At 62.9% G+C, this 15,846-nt stretch carries 16 protein-coding genes; all 16 read left to right on the top strand.

The features are described from left to right. Nucleotides 1-969 carry a flagellar motor switch protein FliM gene (gene fliM, locus QQ992_RS20090; RefSeq protein WP_012273501.1) on the top strand — a complete coding sequence of 323 codons (969 nt, stop codon included), beginning with the start codon at nucleotides 1-3 and terminating at the stop codon, nucleotides 967-969. Between the two features lie 47 nt (nucleotides 970-1,016). Continuing rightward, on the top strand, nucleotides 1,017-1,484 hold the full coding sequence (gene fliN, locus QQ992_RS20085) for a flagellar motor switch protein FliN (RefSeq protein ID WP_025753835.1): 468 nt from the start codon (nucleotides 1,017-1,019) through the stop codon (nucleotides 1,482-1,484). A gap of 12 nt (nucleotides 1,485-1,496) precedes the next feature. Next, complete coding sequence (gene fliO / locus QQ992_RS20080; protein ID WP_286110811.1) at nucleotides 1,497-1,931, top strand: flagellar biosynthetic protein FliO; 435 nt, start codon at nucleotides 1,497-1,499, stop codon at nucleotides 1,929-1,931. After that, nucleotides 1,931-2,686 carry a flagellar type III secretion system pore protein FliP gene (fliP, locus tag QQ992_RS20075; RefSeq protein ID WP_003254415.1) on the top strand — a complete coding sequence of 252 codons (756 nt, stop codon included), beginning with the start codon at nucleotides 1,931-1,933 and terminating at the stop codon, nucleotides 2,684-2,686. The genes fliO and fliP overlap by 1 nt, the downstream gene beginning before the upstream one ends. A 21-nt stretch (nucleotides 2,687-2,707) precedes the next feature. Continuing rightward, on the top strand, nucleotides 2,708-2,977 hold the full coding sequence (fliQ, locus tag QQ992_RS20070; protein ID WP_185279610.1) for a flagellar biosynthesis protein FliQ: 270 nt from the start codon (nucleotides 2,708-2,710) through the stop codon (nucleotides 2,975-2,977). A 7-nt stretch (nucleotides 2,978-2,984) separates the two neighbouring features. Further along, on the top strand, nucleotides 2,985-3,761 hold the full coding sequence (gene fliR / locus QQ992_RS20065) for a flagellar biosynthetic protein FliR (RefSeq protein WP_286110810.1): 777 nt from the start codon (nucleotides 2,985-2,987) through the stop codon (nucleotides 3,759-3,761). 2 nt (nucleotides 3,762-3,763) lie between these two features. Continuing rightward, nucleotides 3,764-4,906, top strand: a complete 1,143-nt coding sequence (gene flhB, locus QQ992_RS20060) for a flagellar biosynthesis protein FlhB (protein WP_286110809.1) — start codon at nucleotides 3,764-3,766, stop codon at nucleotides 4,904-4,906. A gap of 366 nt (nucleotides 4,907-5,272) precedes the next feature. Continuing rightward, complete coding sequence (gene flhA, locus QQ992_RS20055; RefSeq protein WP_119369235.1) at nucleotides 5,273-7,402, top strand: flagellar biosynthesis protein FlhA; 2,130 nt, start codon at nucleotides 5,273-5,275, stop codon at nucleotides 7,400-7,402. 11 nt (nucleotides 7,403-7,413) lie between these two features. Next, nucleotides 7,414-8,724: a flagellar biosynthesis GTPase FlhF gene (gene flhF / locus QQ992_RS20050; protein ID WP_016711775.1), complete on the top strand. Its 1,311-nt coding sequence runs from the start codon at nucleotides 7,414-7,416 to the stop codon at nucleotides 8,722-8,724. A 93-nt stretch (nucleotides 8,725-8,817) separates the two neighbouring features. Beyond that, nucleotides 8,818-9,651 carry a flagellar synthesis regulator FleN gene (gene fleN / locus QQ992_RS20045; RefSeq protein WP_003254408.1) on the top strand — a complete coding sequence of 278 codons (834 nt, stop codon included), beginning with the start codon at nucleotides 8,818-8,820 and terminating at the stop codon, nucleotides 9,649-9,651. Further along, a complete protein-coding gene (gene fliA / locus QQ992_RS20040; RefSeq protein WP_105946104.1) occupies nucleotides 9,648-10,388 on the top strand; it encodes an RNA polymerase sigma factor FliA in 741 nt (246 codons plus the stop codon). Before fleN ends, fliA begins: the two co-directional genes overlap by 4 nt. Nucleotides 10,389-10,495: 107 nt before the next feature. Continuing rightward, nucleotides 10,496-10,870: a chemotaxis response regulator CheY gene (locus QQ992_RS20035; RefSeq protein WP_162241140.1), complete on the top strand. Its 375-nt coding sequence runs from the start codon at nucleotides 10,496-10,498 to the stop codon at nucleotides 10,868-10,870. Nucleotides 10,871-10,890: 20 nt separating this feature from the next. After that, complete coding sequence (locus tag QQ992_RS20030) at nucleotides 10,891-11,679, top strand: protein phosphatase CheZ (protein ID WP_016711773.1); 789 nt, start codon at nucleotides 10,891-10,893, stop codon at nucleotides 11,677-11,679. Between the two features lie 12 nt (nucleotides 11,680-11,691). Beyond that, the gene (locus QQ992_RS20025) at nucleotides 11,692-13,920 is read left to right on the top strand and encodes a chemotaxis protein CheA (RefSeq protein ID WP_286110808.1); all 2,229 of its coding nucleotides are present in this window, start codon (nucleotides 11,692-11,694) and stop codon (nucleotides 13,918-13,920) included. 46 nt (nucleotides 13,921-13,966) lie between these two features. Then, entirely contained in the window at nucleotides 13,967-15,103 is a 1,137-nt protein-coding gene (locus QQ992_RS20020) for a protein-glutamate methylesterase/protein-glutamine glutaminase (RefSeq protein ID WP_286110807.1), read from the top strand. Further along, complete coding sequence (locus QQ992_RS20015; protein WP_016711770.1) at nucleotides 15,103-15,843, top strand: flagellar motor protein; 741 nt, start codon at nucleotides 15,103-15,105, stop codon at nucleotides 15,841-15,843. The genes QQ992_RS20020 and QQ992_RS20015 overlap by 1 nt, the downstream gene beginning before the upstream one ends. Nucleotides 15,844-15,846: the final 3 nt, after the last annotated feature.

Genomic DNA, 15,846 nt, shown 5'->3' with positions numbered 1-15,846 from the left:
ATGGCCGTACAGGACCTGCTGTCCCAGGATGAAATCGATGCCCTGTTGCACGGCGTCGACGACGGGCTGGTGCAGACCGAGAGCGCATCCGAGCCTGGCAGTATCAAAAGCTACGACCTGACCAGTCAGGACCGTATCGTACGGGGTCGCATGCCGACCCTTGAAATGATCAACGAGCGCTTCGCCCGTTACACCCGTATCAGCATGTTCAACCTGCTGCGGCGTTCTGCCGACGTGGCCGTGGGCGGTGTGCAGGTGATGAAGTTCGGCGAATACGTGCACTCGCTGTACGTGCCCACCAGCCTCAACCTGGTCAAGATCAAGCCGCTGCGCGGCACCTCGCTGTTCATCCTCGACGCCAAGCTGGTGTTCAAGCTGGTGGACAACTTCTTCGGCGGCGATGGCCGCCACGCCAAGATCGAAGGCCGTGAATTCACGCCTACCGAACTGCGCGTGGTGCGCATGGTGCTGGATCAGTGCTTCGTCGACCTCAAGGAAGCCTGGCAGGCGATCATGCCGGTCACCTTCGAGTACATGAACTCCGAGGTCAACCCGGCCATGGCCAACATTGTCGGCCCCAGCGAGGCGGTGGTGGTGTCCACCTTCCACATCGAGCTGGACGGCGGCGGCGGTGACCTGCACGTAACCATGCCGTACTCGATGATCGAACCCGTGCGGGAAATGCTCGACGCCGGTTTCCAGTCCGACCTGGACGACCAGGACGAGCGCTGGGTCAAGGCCCTGCGCGAAGACGTGCTGGACGTGGCCGTGCCCATGACCGCCACGGTCGCCCGGCGCCAGTTGAAGTTGCGCGACATCCTGCACATGCAGCCTGGCGACGTGATCCCGGTGGAGCTGCCCGAGCACCTGGTGCTGCGCGCCAATGGCGTGCCGGCGTTCAAGGCGCGGCTGGGTTCGCACAAGGGCAACCTGGCCCTGCAGATCATCGACCCGATCGAACGCCGCTGACGGCGTGCCGGTCGCTCATAACGAATTGAATGCCTGTCGAGGAAACCATGGCTAACGAAAACGAGATCACCTCCCCAGAGGACCAGGCGCTGGCCGACGAGTGGGCTGCGGCCCTGGAGGAAACCGGCGCGGCCGGCCAGGCCGATATCGATGCGCTGCTGGGTGGTGATACCGGCAGCACCAGCGGCCCTGGCCGCCTGCCGATGGAAGAGTTCGCCAGCTCGCCGAAGCCGAACGAAAACGTCAGCCTCGAAGGCCCGAACCTGGACGTGATCCTGGACATCCCGGTGAACATTTCCATGGAGGTGGGCAGCACCGAGATCAATATCCGTAACCTGTTGCAGCTGAACCAGGGTTCGGTGATCGAGCTCGACCGCCTGGCCGGCGAGCCGCTCGACGTGCTGGTGAACGGTACGCTGATCGCCCATGGCGAAGTAGTGGTGGTCAACGAGAAGTTCGGCATCCGCCTGACCGACGTGATCAGCCCCAGCGAACGTATCAAGAAGCTGCGCTGAGTGAAGGGCACGATGCGCGCCCTTGCGGCGTTGGCGGTGCTGCTGGCCAGTAACGCATGCCTGGCCGCGGCCACGCCGGCAGCTACCCCGGCGACGCCTCCTGGCAGCCTTGGCGGGCAGCTGGCGCAGATGGTTTTCGGCCTGCTGCTGGTGGTGGGCCTGATCTTCTTCCTGGCCTGGATGCTGCGGCGCCTGCAGAGCACGGCGGTGAAGGGCGGGCAGGTGATCGAGATTGTCGGCAGCCGTGCCATTGGCCCGCGTGACCGCCTGTTGCTGGTGCAGGTGGGTAAGGAGCAGATCCTGATCGGCCATACCCCGGGCAGCATCGAGGCCTTGCATGTGCTGGCCGAACCCGTGGATGTGCCGGATGGCGCTCGTCAGGCGACGCCGGAGTTTGCTCAGCGGCTGATGGAGCTGATGGGCAAAAACCCTAAGGACAACAAGTGATGAGCGGCGCGCTGCGTACGTTGTTGACTCTGGCGCTGCTGCTGGCTGCGCCGCTGGCCCTGGCTGCCGACCCGCTGTCGATCCCGGCCATTACCCTGTCCAATACCCCGGACGGGCAGCAGGAGTATTCGGTCAGCCTGCAAATCCTGCTGATCATGACTGCGCTGAGCTTCATCCCGGCGTTCGTCATCCTGATGACCAGCTTCACTCGCATCATCATCGTGTTTTCGATCCTGCGCCAGGCCCTGGGCCTGCAGCAGACGCCCTCGAACCAGTTGCTGACCGGTATGGCACTGTTCCTGACCATGTTCATCATGGCCCCGGTGTTCGACCGGGTGAACCAGGACGCCCTGCAGCCCTACCTGAAAGAGCAGATGACAGCCCAGCAGGCCATCGACAAAGCCCAGGGACCGCTCAAGGACTTCATGTTGGCGCAAACCCGGCAAAGCGACCTCGACCTGTTCATGCGCCTGTCCAAGCGTACCGACATCGCAGGCCCCGATCAGGTGCCGCTGACCATTCTGGTGCCGGCTTTCGTCACTTCCGAGTTGAAGACCGCTTTCCAGATCGGTTTCATGATCTTCATCCCGTTCCTGATCATCGACATGGTGGTGGCCAGTGTGCTGATGGCCATGGGCATGATGATGCTGTCGCCGCTGATCATCTCGCTGCCGTTCAAGATCATGCTGTTCGTGCTGGTCGATGGCTGGGCGCTGATCATGGGTACCCTGGCCAGCAGTTTCGGCGGCGTCTGACGCCGTCAAGGAGAGCCGCCGATGACACCTGAAATTGCTGTCGACCTGTTCCGTGACGCCCTCTGGCTGACCACCCTGATGGTCGCTGTACTGGTGGTGCCGAGCCTGTTGGTGGGCCTGGTGGTGGCGATGTTCCAGGCTGCCACGCAGATCAACGAACAGACCCTGAGCTTTCTGCCGCGCCTGCTGGTGATGCTGATTACGCTGATTATCGCCGGGCCGTGGCTGGTGCAGAAGTTCATGGAGTACATCACCACCCTCTACACCAACATCCCGCAGCTCATTGGTTGACGCGGCGATGCTGGAACTGACCGACACGCAGATCGGCACCTGGGTCGCCACCTTCATGCTGCCGCTGTTCAGGGTGACTGCGGTGCTGATGACCATGCCGATCTTCGGTACTCGCATGTTGCCGGCGCGGGTGCGCCTGTACGTGGCGGTGGCGATCACCGTGGTGATCGTGCCGGCGCTGCCGCCGCTGCCTGAGTTCGACCCGTTGAGCCTGCGCGGTTTGCTGTTGTGCGCCGAGCAGATCATCGTCGGCGCGCTGTTCGGCCTGGCCTTGCAGCTGTTGTTCCAGGCCTTCGTGATTGCCGGGCAGATCGTCGCGGTGCAGATGGGCATGGCCTTTGCCTCGATGGTCGACCCCGCCAACGGCGTCAACGTCACGGTAATCAGCCAGTTCATGACCATGCTGGTGAGCGTGCTGTTCCTGTTGATGAACGGGCACCTGGTGGTGTTCGAGGTGCTGACCGAGAGCTTTACCACGTTGCCGGTGGGGAGTGCGTTGGTGGTCAATCACTTCTGGGAGCTTGCCGGGCGCATGGGCTGGGTGTTCGGTGCCGGGCTGTTGTTGATCCTGCCGGTGATTGCTGCGCTGCTGGTGGTGAACATCGCCTTTGGCGTGATGACCCGCGCGGCGCCGCAGTTGAATATTTTCTCGATCGGCTTCCCGTTGACCCTGGTCATGGGCATGGCCATTTTCTGGATCGGCCTGGCCGATATCCTCTCTCACTACCAGGCATTGGCCAGCGAAGCGCTGCAATGGCTGCGTGAATTGGCGAGGGCGCGCTGAGCATGGCGGAAAGCGAGAGCGGTCAGGACAAAACAGAAGAACCCACCGAAAAGCGCAAGCGCACAGCCCGCGAGAAGGGCGAGATCGCGCGCTCCAAAGAGTTGAACACCGTCGCGGTGACCTTGGCTGGCGCAGGTGGCTTGCTGGCGTTTGGTGGGCACCTGGCCGAGACCTTGCTGGCCATGATGCATATGAATTTCAGCCTGACCCGCGACATCATCGTCGACGAGCGCGCCATGGGTGCCTTTCTTCTGGCTTCGGGCAAGATGGCCATCTGGGCGGTACAGCCGATACTGATCCTGTTGTTCGTGATCGCCTTTGTCGCACCCATCGCCCTGGGCGGCTTCCTGTTTTCCGGCAGCCTGTTGCAGCCGAAATTCAGCCGCATGAACCCGTTGTCGGGGATCAAGCGCATGTTTTCGATGAATGCCCTGACCGAGTTGTTGAAGGCGCTCGCCAAGTTTTTCGTGATTCTGGTGGTGGCGATGGTGGTGCTGGTCAACGACCGCCAGGCGTTGCTCTCCATTGCCAACGAGCCTTTGGAGCAAGCGATCATTCACAGTGTTCAGGTGGTCGGCTGGAGTGCGCTGTGGATGGCAGCAGGGTTGTTGCTGATTGCGGCTGCGGATGTGCCGTTCCAGTTGTGGCAGACGCACAAGAAGCTGAAGATGACCAAGCAGGAAGTGCGTGACGAATACAAGGACACCGAAGGCAAGCCCGAGGTCAAGCAGCGTATTCGCCAGTTGCAGCGCGAGGCTTCGCAGCGGCGCATGATGGCGGCGGTGCCGGATGCGGACGTGATCATCACCAACCCGACGCACTACGCGGTGGCCTTGCAGTACGACCCGGAAAAGGGTGGGGTGGCGCCCCTGTTGCTGGCCAAGGGTACCGATTTCATTGCCTTGAAAATCCGCGAGATTGGCGTGGAGCACAAGGTCCAGATCCTCGAATCGCCGGCGCTGGCACGGGCGATTTATTACTCCACCGAAATCGAGCAGGAAATCCCCGCAGGCCTTTACCTGGCGGTAGCGCAGGTGCTGGCCTATGTGTTCCAGATCCGCCAGTACCGTGCGGGCAAGGGCAAGCGGCCTGAGCCGCTGAAAGACGATTTGCCGATCCCGCCGGACCTGCGGCGCGACAGTTGATCTGTTCGCCTCGACACTTTCTGCGCCTATGAGATCGAGCGCCGCCCGCGCGGCGCATCGCGAGCAAGCTCGCTCCTACATTTGTTTCGGGCCAATATCGCCTGCACCGTAGCGCGCGACCGCCTTGTTTTTCCGGCACGATACCGAGGTGAGCACCAAGGGGTCGCGTGCGTCAGCCTCAGGAATAATTGGCCCGAAATAAATGTAGGAGCGAGCTTGCTCGCGATGCGCCGCGCGGGCGGCGCGCGGTCTCCAGGCGCAAAAAATCCCAAGGCGAACACCCATCAGGCAAAGTTGGAAAGCTTCTTGCAGAGCCACGCCCAGGCGCCCCCTGTGCGTCAAAGTTTTGCATCAAGAGGACTCGCGGTGGATCGCACTCAGTTAATCAGCAACGCCCGTAACAACCTGGCCGGGCTCGGCCGGGGCAATCTGGGTGTGCCGCTGTTGCTGCTGGTGATGTTGGCAATGATGATGTTGCCGATTCCGCCGTTCCTGCTCGACGTGTTCTTCACCTTCAACATCGCGTTGTCGATCGTCGTGCTGCTGGTGTGCGTCTACGCCCTGCGCCCGCTCGACTTCGCCGCATTCCCGACCATCCTGCTGGTGGCCACGCTGTTGCGCCTGGCCTTGAACGTGGCCTCCACGCGTGTGGTCATGTTGCACGGCCAGGAGGGTCATGGCGCCGCCGGTAAAGTGATTCAGGCCTTCGGTGAGGTGGTGATCGGCGGCAACTACGTGGTCGGTGCCGTGGTGTTCGCCATCCTCATGATCATCAACTTCGTGGTGGTGACCAAGGGTGCCGGGCGTATCTCGGAAGTGAGCGCGCGTTTCACCCTCGACGCCATGCCCGGCAAGCAGATGGCCATCGATGCCGACCTCAACGCCGGCCTGATCGACCAGGCCCAGGCCAAACACCGCCGTGCCGAGGTGGCGCAAGAGGCCGAGTTCTACGGCTCGATGGACGGTGCCAGCAAATTCGTCCGTGGTGACGCCATCGCCGGCTTGCTGATTCTGTTCATCAACCTGATCGGCGGCATGCTCATCGGCATGCTGCAGCACGGCATGAGCTTCGGTGACGCCGGCAAGGTGTACGCCCTGTTGACCATCGGTGACGGTTTGGTGGCGCAATTGCCATCACTGCTGCTGTCCACCGCCGCCGCGATCATGGTCACCCGTGCCTCGGGCTCTGAGGACATGGGCAAGCTGATCAACCGGCAGATGTTCGATTCGCCCAAGGCGCTGGCCGTGTCTGGCGCGCTGATGATCGTCATGGGCCTGGTGCCGGGCATGCCGCACGTAGCATTCCTCAGCCTCGGCTTGTTGGCCGGTGGTGGCGCCTACCTGGTGTGGAAGAAACAACAGAAGACCAAGCTGCAGGCGCAGCAGGAAGCGCAGCGCCAGCAGGACCTGCTGCCCTCGCCTCAGCGTGCGCTGGAGACCAAGGAGCTGGGCTGGGACGACGTCACGCCGATCGACATGATCGGCCTGGAAGTCGGCTACCGGCTGATTCCGCTGGTCGACCGCAACCAGGGCGGCCAGTTGCTGGCGCGGATCAAGGGTGTACGCAAGAAGCTGTCGCAGGACCTGGGTTTCCTCATGCCGACCGTGCACATTCGTGACAACCTCGACCTGCAACCCAGCGCCTATCGCCTGACCCTGATGGGGGTGATCCTGGCCGAGGCGGAGATCTACCCGGACCGCGAGCTGGCGATCAACCCGGGTCAGGTCTTCGGCACCCTCAACGGTATTGCTGCGCGCGACCCGGCGTTTGGCCTTGAAGCGGTGTGGATCGACGTTGGCCAGCGCTCGCAAGCGCAGTCGCTGGGGTATACCGTGGTCGACGCCAGCACCGTGGTGGCCACTCACCTTAACCAGATTCTGCAGAAGCACTGCCACGAGCTGATCGGCCACGAAGAGGTCCAGCAATTGCTGCAGGTGCTGGCCAAGGCATCGCCTAAACTGGCAGAAGAGCTGGTGCCGGGCGTCATTTCCTTGTCGGGCCTGCTCAAGGTGCTGCAAGCGCTGTTGTCGGAACAGGTGCCAGTGCGCGATATTCGCAGTATTGCCGAAGCCATCGCGAACAACGCTGGCAAGAGTCAAGATACCGCCGCGCTGGTAGCGGCAGTGCGCGTCGGATTGTGTCGCGCCATCGTGCAAAGCATTGTCGGCGTTGAGTCGGAGCTGCCAGTGATTACCCTGGAGCCAAGGTTGGAACAGATTTTGCTCAATAGTCTGCAAAGGGCCGGGCAGGGTCAGGAAGAGGGTGTTCTTCTGGAGCCTAGCATGGCCGAGAAGCTGCAACGTTCGCTGATCGAAGCGGCCCAGCGCCAGGAAATGCAGGGCCAGCCGGCCATTCTTCTGGTCGCCGGCCCGATCCGCGCCATGCTGTCGCGTTTCGGTCGCCTGGCTGTACCGAATTTGCATGTTCTGGCGTATCAGGAAATACCGGACAACAAGCAAGTCACCATCGTTGCCACCGTGGGCCCTAACGGCTGAGGTAGTGGATAATGCAAGTTAAGCGATTTTTCGCCGCCGATATGCGTCAGGCCATGAAACTGGTCCGTGATGAGCTGGGCGCCGATGCCGCGATCATTGGCAACCGCCGTATTGCCGGTGGTGTCGAACTGACGGCCGCGCTGGACTACAAGCTGTCCGCCCTGGCCCCACGCGTGCCCAACGCCGAGCTGGAAGAAGAGCTGCGCAAGACGCACACGCGCATCGCCACGGCCCAGGCTGAGCTGGACCACCGCCAGGACAGCAGTGACAACAACCGCCAATTGTTCGCCGGGCAGTCGCTGACCGCCGCCGAGCCATTGATCGAGCCGCACGTCGATGCTCCCGAGGCGGCTACTGCTGCCCCGGCCGCTGCGCCAGTAGACCCGCGCCTGTTCGATGCCATGCGCTCCGAGCTGTCGGGCCTGCGCGAGTTGCTGGAAGTGCAGCTCGGTTCGCTGGCCTGGACCCAGTTGCAGGGCAGCAAGCCGCAGCAGGCCAACCTGTGGCGGCGCCTGCAGCGCATCGGCCTGTCCGGCCCGATTGCCCGCGAGCTGCTGGACCTCACCACCGAGATCGAAGAGCCACGTCAGGCCTGGCGCATGCTGCTGGCGCACCTGGCGCGCATGATCGAAATCCCGGAAATCGAGCCGATCGAAGAGGGCGGGGTGATCGCCATGGTCGGCCCGGCCGGCATGGGCAAGACCACCACCCTGGCCAAGCTGGCCGCCCGCTATGTGCTCAAGTACGGCGCGCAGAACCTGGCGCTGGTGAGCATGGACAGCTTCCGCATCGGCGCCCAGGAGCAGCTCAAGACCTTGGGCCGCATCCTCAACGTGCCGGTGACCTACGTCGACCCGGGGCAGTCGCTGGCAGCCGCACTGGAGCCCTTGCTGCGCAAGCGCGTGGTGCTGATCGATACCGCCGGCCTGCAGGCCAGCGACCCGGCGCTGCGCATGCAGCTGGAAACCCTGGCCGGGCGTGGCATTGCTGCGAAGAACTACCTGGTGCTGGCCACCACCAGCCAGAAGCAGGTGCTGACCGCCGCCTACCACAGCTACAAGCGCTGTGGCCTGGCCGGCTGCATCCTGACCAAGCTCGATGAAACGGCAAGCCTTGGCGACGTGTTGAGCCTTGCCATCAGTCATGAACTGCCTGTGGCCTACCTCACCGATGGCCCGCGCATTCCTGACGACCTGCACCTGCCGCGTGGCCACCAACTGGTCTCCCGCGCAGTCAATGTGCAGCAGCAGGACGAGCCCAGCGAAGAGGCCATGGCCGACATGTTCGCTGATCTCTATCACAACCCACGGCGAGCGGGTTGACCATGAAGTGTGTGCAAAGTAGCTATGCCAAGGGGTACGCAGAATTGCCCCACGTGTGGCCTGAGTCCCAGCGAGACAAGGTAAAGAACAGACATGGGTAGCATGCATCCCGTACAGGTGATCGCCGTGACCGGTGGCAAAGGTGGCGTCGGCAAGACTAACGTTTCAGTGAACTTGTCCCTGGCGCTGGCCGAGCTTGGCCGCAGGGTCATGCTGCTTGACGCCGACCTGGGCCTGGCCAACGTCGACGTGTTGCTGGGCCTTACCCCCAAACGTACCTTGGCCGATGTCATCGAAGGGCGCTGCGAGCTGCGTGACGTGATGCTGCAAGGCCCTGGCGGTGTGCGCATCGTGCCGGCGGCCTCGGGCACCCAGAGCATGGTGCACCTGGCCCCGGCCCAGCATGCGGGCCTGATCCAGGCGTTCAGCGAAATCGGCGACAACCTCGACGTGCTGGTGATCGACACGGCTGCGGGTATCGGTGACTCGGTGGTCAGCTTCGTTCGCGCTGCCCAGGAAGTGCTGCTGGTGGTGTGCGACGAACCCACCTCGATCACCGACGCCTACGCCCTGATCAAACTGCTGAACCGCGACTACGGCATGAATCGTTTCCGCGTGCTGGCCAACATGGCGCAGAGCCCGCAGGAAGGGCGCAACCTGTTCGCCAAGCTGACCAAGGTCACCGACCGCTTCCTTGACGTTGCCCTGCAATACGTAGGCGCCGTACCGTACGACGAGTGCGTGCGCAAGGCGGTGCAAAAGCAGCGTGCCGTCTATGAAGCCTTCCCCCGCTCCAAGTGCGCGCTGGCCTTCAAGGCGATTGCCCAGAAGGTCGACAGCTGGCCGCTGCCGGCCAACCCGCGCGGCCATCTGGAGTTCTTCGTCGAGCGCCTGGTGCAGCCCACCAGCGCGGGACCTGTGCTATGAACGCCAGCGGTTTCAAGATGTACAGCCGGGCGGCCAAAGACGCCCAGTACGAGCTGATCGAGCGATATGCGCCGCTGGTCAAACGCATTGCCTACCACTTGCTGGCGCGGTTGCCAGCCAATGTGCAGGTCGAGGATCTGATCCAGGCCGGCATGATCGGCCTGCTGGAAGTGGCCAGCAAGTATGACGCCAGCAAGGGCGCCAGCTTTGAAACCTATGCCGGCATCCGCATTCGCGGGGCCATGCTGGATGAGGTTCGCAAGGGCGACTGGGCACCGCGTTCGGTGCACCGCAATACCCGTATGGTCAGCGACGCGATGCGTGCCGTAGAGGCCAGAACGGGCCGGGACGCTAAAGATCATGAAGTTGCTGCCGAACTCCAATTGAGTCTCGATGATTACTACGGGATCTTGAACGACACCCTGGGCAGCCGACTGTTCAGCTTTGACGACCTGTTGCAGGACGGCGAGCACGAAGGGCTTCACGAGGATGGTGCCAGTGGCCACGTCGAACCTGCGCGTGGCCTGGAGGACGAGCGCTTCCAGGCTGCCCTGACCGAAGCCATTGCCAACCTGCCGGAGCGTGAGCGTCTGGTGCTGGCGCTGTACTACGACGAAGAGCTGAACCTCAAGGAAATCGGTGAGGTGCTGGGTGTCAGCGAATCGCGGGTCAGTCAGTTGCACAGCCAGTGTGCCGCGCGTCTGCGCAGCCGTCTTGGGGAGTGGCGGGCACGTTGAGCCTGCTGTCGTTGCAGTCGTTTTCTACGTTGTACCGAATTGAATGAGTGCGTGCTCGGTAGGCCGGGCGCGTTTGAGACTGCTTGGAGGTCTAATTGGACAAGAACATGAAAATCCTCATCGTTGACGACTTCTCGACGATGCGGCGGATCATCAAGAACCTGTTGCGTGATCTGGGCTTCACCAACACCGACGAAGCCGATGACGGCACCACGGCGCTGCCGATGCTGGAGAACGGCCACTACGACTTCCTGGTGACCGACTGGAACATGCCGGGTATGTCGGGCATCGACCTGCTGCGTAAAGTGCGTGCCAGCGACAAGCTGAAAACCATGCCTGTACTGATGGTGACCGCCGAGGCCAAGCGTGACCAGATCATCGAAGCGGCTCAGGCCGGCGTCAATGGTTATGTGGTCAAGCCGTTCACCGCCCAGGTGCTCAAAGAAAAGATCGAGAAGATCTTCGAACGCGTCAACGGCTGAGTCACGTCAGGGGGCGCGCCATGGATTCATCACAAACCTCTTTGGGCGAGTTCGAATCGACCCTGAAGAAACACGCCCAGGAGTTGGTCGAAAGCCTGGAGCGGGGCCGCTTCGGCGAGGCGGTGCAGCTGATTCACGAGCTGAACCAGACCCGCGACCGTGGCCTGTACCAGGAAGTCGGCAAACTGACCCGCGAGCTGCACAGCGCCATCGTCAGTTTCCAGATCGACCCGACCATGCCGCAAGCCGAGGAGGTGTCGCAGATTACCGACGCCACCGAGCGCCTGTCGTACGTGGTCAAGCTGACCGAGGGCGCGGCCAACCGCACCATGGACCTGGTCGAGGAAAGCACCCCGGTGCTCAACGACCTGGCCAGCGAGGCCAAGGCCCTGAGCACCGACTGGCAGCGCTTCATGCGCCGCGAAGTGGCTGCGCCGGAATTCCGTGATCTGGTCAAGCGCGTCGACAGTTTCCTGACGCACAGCGCCGAAGGTAACCGCAAGGTCGCCGGCCACCTCAATGACATTCTGCTGGCTCAGGACTATCAGGACCTGACCGGTCAGGTGATCAAACGCGTCACCACATTGGTGACCGAAGTCGAAAGCAACTTGCTCAAGCTGGTGCTGATGGCCAGCCAGGTCGACCGGTTTGCCGGCATAAAACATGACCACGATCAACTGCGCGCAGAAAAAGATGCAGAAAAACATCCGACTCGGGGTGAAGGTCCGCAGATTCATGCCGATAAGCGTGAAGACGTCGTGTCCGGTCAGGACGATGTCGATGATCTGCTGTCCAGCCTGGGTTTTTAAGGAGCACGTTTGATGAGCTTCGGCGCCGATGAAGAAATCCTCCAGGATTTCCTGGTAGAAGCCGGCGAAATTCTTGAGCAACTGTCCGAGCAACTGGTCGAGCTGGAAAGCCGGCCCGACGATGCCGACCTGCTCAATGCGATCTTTCGCGGTTTCCACACTGTTAAAGGGGGCGCCGGCTTCCTTCAGCTGAACGAGCTGGTGGAGTGCTGCCATATTGCCGAGAACGTGTTCGACGTCCTGCGCAAGGGTGAGCGCCGGGTCGATGCGGAACTGATGGACGTGGTGCTCGAGGCACTGGATACGGTCAACAGCATGTTTGGCCAGGTGCGCGAGCGCGCCGAAGTGACCCCGGCCACCCCCGAGCTGCTGGCGGCGTTGTCACGCCTGGCCGAGCCCGGTGGCGCCGAAGTGGTTGCGCCCACTGCTGCTGTGCCCGAGCCGGTTGTCGAGGCGCCCGCCGCAGCCCCGGTCGAGGACCAGGACATCACCGACAGCGAGTTTGAACAGTTGCTCGACTCGCTCGATGCGGTCAAGGCGCAAGCGGCGGCCGACGAGCAGATGCAGGGCGAGACCGTCAGCGGCGCGGGTGACGAAATCACCGATGCCGAGTTCGAGTCGCTGCTCGACCAGTTGCACGGCAAAGGCCAGTTCAGCGCCGAGGTGGCAGCCGCGCCGGTAGCCGCGTCTGCTGAACCGCTCAGCGATGAAATCACCGACGCCGAGTTTGAATCGCTGCTCGACCAGTTGCATGGCAAGGGCACCTTCCAGGCGGATGCCTTGCCAGCCGCCAAGGCGCCGGCGCCCGCCGTGGAGGGCAACCCCGCAGCGACCAGCGACGAAATCAGCGAGCATGAGTTCGAGGCGTTGCTGGACCAGCTGCATGGCAAGGGCAAGTTCGGCGGTGACGTTGCCGCAGTCGAGGCGCCTGCTGCAGCCAAGGTGCAAGCATCCGTCGCAGCCAAGGCCGACAGCCCGCCGGTAGCCAAGCCTGCTGTCGCGCCAGCCAGCAAGCCAGCGGCGGCACCCCGTGCGCCGGCCCCGGCCGCCGACAAGCATGCTGTCAGCGAAGTGGAAACCACCGTGCGTGTGGACACTGCGCGCCTGGACGAAATCATGAACATGGTGGGCGAACTGGTGCTGGTGCGCAACCGCCTGGTGCGCCTGGGCCTGAACAGTGGCGACGAGGCCATGTCCAAGGCCGTGTCCAACCTCGATGTGGTCACTGCCGACCTGCAGACGGCGGTGATGAAAACCCGCATGCAGCCGATCAAGAAAGTGTTCGGCCGCTTCCCTCGGCTGGTGCGCGACCTGGCCCGCCAGCTGAAAAAAGAGATCAACCTGGAGCTGGTCGGCGAAGAGACCGACCTGGACAAGAACCTGGTCGAAGCCCTGGCCGACCCGCTGGTGCACCTGGTGCGCAACGCTGTCGACCATGGTGTCGAGATGCCCGATGAGCGTGAAGCTTCCGGTAAGGCCCGCACGGGGCGTGTGGTGCTGTCGGCCGAACAGGAAGGCGACCACATCCTGCTGTCGATTTCTGATGACGGCAAGGGCATGGACCCTAACATCCTGCGTGCCAAGGCCGTGGAAAAGGGCCTGATGGACAAGGACGCCGCCGAGCGCTTGAGCGAGTCGGACTGCTACAACCTGATCTTCGCGCCAGGGTTCTCGACCAAGACCGAGATTTCCGACGTGTCCGGGCGTGGCGTGGGCATGGACGTGGTGAAGACCAAGATCTCCCAGCTCAACGGTTCGATCAACATCTATTCGGCCAAGGGCCAGGGCTCGAAGATCGTCATCAAGGTACCGCTGACCCTGGCGATCATGCCCACCCTGATGGTGATGCTGGGCAACCAGGCGTTCGCCTTCCCGCTGGTCAACGTCAACGAGATCTTCCACCTCGACCTGTCGCGCACCAATGTGGTCGACGGCCAGGAAGTGGTGATCGTGCGTGACAAGGCGCTGCCGCTGTTCTACCTCAAGCGCTGGCTGGTCCAGGGCCAGGTGCACGAAGAGCAGCACGAGGGCCATGTGGTGATCCTGTCGGTCGGCACCCAGCGCATCGGCTTCGTCGTCGATCAACTGGTGGGCCAGGAAGAAGTGGTGATCAAGCCGCTGGGCAAGATGCTGCAGGGCACCCCGGGCATGTCCGGGGCCACCATCACCGGTGACGGGCGCATTGCGTTGATTCTCGACGTCCCGAGCATGCTCAAGCGTTACGCCGCGCGGCGTATTTGATTTCGGTGGCGCACCCTGGCGGGTTGCGCCGCCTAATGGAGTGTTTATGGCAGTCAAGGTCCTGGTGGTGGATGATTCCGGTTTCTTCCGCCGCCGCGTCTCGGAAATCCTCTCGGCGGATCCGACGATCCAGGTAGTGGGTACCGCGACCAACGGCAAGGAAGCAATCGACCAGGCGCTGGCGCTCAAGCCCGATGTCATCACCATGGACTACGAAATGCCCATGATGGATGGCATCACCGCAGTGCGGCACATCATGCAGCGCTGCCCGACGCCCGTGTTGATGTTCTCCTCGCTGACCCACGAAGGCGCCCGCGTCACCCTCGATGCCCTGGATGCCGGGGCGGTGGATTACCTGCCGAAAAACTTCGAAGACATCTCGCGCAACCCCGAAAAGGTCAAGCAGATGCTGTGCGAGAAGGTGCACACCATTTCGCGCAGCAACCGCCGCCTGGGCAGCTATGCCCGCACCGCACCGGTCGCTGCGCCTGCGCCAGCCAGCAGCCCAGCGCCGACAAGCAGCTTTGCCAGCCCGACGCCAGCCCGCGCTGCGGCGCCTGCCCGAGCGTCGGCCCCGGCCCCTGGCCCGGCGGCATCGCATTCGCCTGCTCCCAAGCGTAAGCCATACAAACTGGTAGCCATCGGCACCTCCACGGGTGGCCCGGTGGCCCTGCAGCGGGTGCTGACCCAGTTGCCGGCCAATTTCCCGGCGCCGATCGTGCTGATCCAGCACATGCCGGCGGCGTTCACCAAGGCCTTTGCCGAACGCCTCGACAAACTGTGCCGCATCAGTGTCAAGGAGGCCGAGGACGGCGACATGCTGCGCCCGGGCCTGGCGCTGCTGGCTCCGGGTGGCAAGCAGATGATGATCGATGGCCGTGGCACGGTGAAGATCCTGCCCGGTGACGAGCGCCTGAACTACAAACCGTGCGTGGACATCACCTTTGGTTCGGCGGCCAAGTCGTATGGCGACAAAGTGCTGTCGGTGGTGCTCACCGGCATGGGCGCCGATGGCCGTGAAGGTGCGCGCCTGCTCAAGCAGGGCGGCAGCACGGTGTGGGCCCAGGATGAGGCCAGCTGCGTGATCTATGGCATGCCCATGGCCATCGTCAAGGCCAACCTGGCCGATGCGGTGTACAGCCTGGATGAAATTGGCAAGCACCTGGTGGAGGCCTGCGTCTGATGGACGTCCTCAGCCTGATTGGCCTGATCCTCGCCTTTGTCGCCATCGTCGGTGGCAACTTCCTCGAAGGCGGCCATGTTGGTGCCCTGATCAATGGCCCGGCGGGGCTGATTGTGCTGGGCGGTACCCTGGCGGCGGCCTTGCTGCAGTCGCCGCTGTCGTCGTTCAAGCGTGCCTTGCAGATTTTGCGCTGGATCCTGTTCCCGCCACGCGTCGACCTGGCCGGTGGCATCGACCGCGTGGTGAACTGGAGCCTGACCGCACGCAAGGAAGGCCTGCTGGGCCTGGAAGGGGTGGCCGACAGCGAGCCTGACCCGTATGCGCGCAAGGGCCTGCAACTGCTGGTGGACGGCGCCGAGCCGGAAGCCATCCGCAGCATCCTTGAAGTCGACTTCCTGACCCAGGAAAGCCGTGATATCCAGGCCGCCAAGGTGTTCGAAAGCATGGGCGGCTATGCGCCGACCATCGGCATCATCGGTGCGGTGATGGGTCTGATCCACGTCATGGGCAACCTGGCCGACCCGTCGCAGTTGGGCAATGGTATTGCCGTGGCCTTTGTCGCCACGATCTACGGCGTGGCCAGTGCCAACCTGATCCTGCTGCCGGTCGCCAACAAGCTCAAAGCCATTGTCATGCGCCAGTCGCGTTACCGCGAAATGCTGCTCGAAGGCCTGCTGTCGATTGCCGAGGGTGAGAACCCGCGCTCGATCGAGCTGAAGCTGCAAGGCTTCATGGAGTAACCC

Source organism: Pseudomonas kurunegalensis (assembly GCF_030291635.1).
GTDB classification, from domain to species: domain Bacteria; phylum Pseudomonadota; class Gammaproteobacteria; order Pseudomonadales; family Pseudomonadaceae; genus Aquipseudomonas; species Aquipseudomonas monteilii.
The sequence above is the reverse complement of the archived record's forward strand: the minus strand, read 5'-3'. Positions and strand labels throughout refer to the sequence as shown.